This window comes from Micromonospora aridisoli (genome assembly GCF_056150025.1).
Window position 1 is genome coordinate 1 of the sequence record NZ_JAXCFK010000054.1, and the last position, 719, is coordinate 719.

1 protein-coding gene is annotated in these 719 nt (G+C 62.0%); it reads left to right on the forward strand.

Features of this window, described 5'->3' with window-relative positions:
- The first annotated feature begins 155 nt into the window (after nt 1–155).
- Nucleotides 156–311, forward strand: coding sequence for a hypothetical protein (locus tag SM447_RS29290; RefSeq protein WP_176338671.1), 156 nt, complete (start codon nt 156–158; stop codon nt 309–311).
- Nucleotides 312–719 lie beyond the last annotated feature (408 nt).

Below are 719 nucleotides of genomic sequence, written 5' to 3' on the forward strand. Positions count from 1 at the left end.
CCTTCACGTTCTGGGAAACACTCGTGAACGGGCAGGACCTACCTTTAGAAGGGTGATCCACAGTGCGTGCGATTGAGCGCAACGAGGAACCGGCCCGTAGCGTTTGACGAATGCAAATGCGACGCGGGGACCAGGAGGCCAGGCAGCGTCGAGACATGGCTTGGATTCTGGTGCTGCTGGCTGGAGTGCAGGTGGGTCTGCTGGCTGCGGTGATTGGCGTCTTGCTCGAAGACTTCGTAGTGGGCACTGTTGTTGCCTTGGTTCCTGGTGCTGTGGTGGTGGGGATCTGGTGGCGGCGGTTTCTGGACTAACCGGCGTTGCCGGACATGGAAAAAGCCGGGCAGCAGCCCGGCTTTTTCTTATGGGAGGCGGGGCCTGGTCAACCGGGCCTCCCGGGAAGCTGTTGGTGTGAGCACGCCAGTTTCCACCTCCAGTCTCGGCCGATTTTCGGTTCGTTCCCAAAAGTGACGGCGATGGGTGTGTGAGAGGTCCTGCCAAGGCTTGATCTGCCGGCACAGGCTGCTCAGCCGGGGTTGTCTCCGCAGGGCTCTGTCCCGGTCAGCCTGGACGGTGTGTGGTCATAAACCGTGGGTCGGTTCGGAGAGCCGGGGTGGCTTCCTATCGTCGTGAGATGAGCAGAGAACGCTCTGAGCCGATGAGCGAGGCCCAGCTGGAGGTCGCTTGGAGGGTCGTGTGGCTGGGGGGGGGCGCTGGTTCTT

Excerpts from the sequence above, each read along its gene's own strand:
- SM447_RS29290 (WP_176338671.1), top strand. The coding sequence starts at position 156 with ATGGCTTGGATTCTGGTGCTGCTGGCTGGAGTGCAGGTGGGTCTGCTG.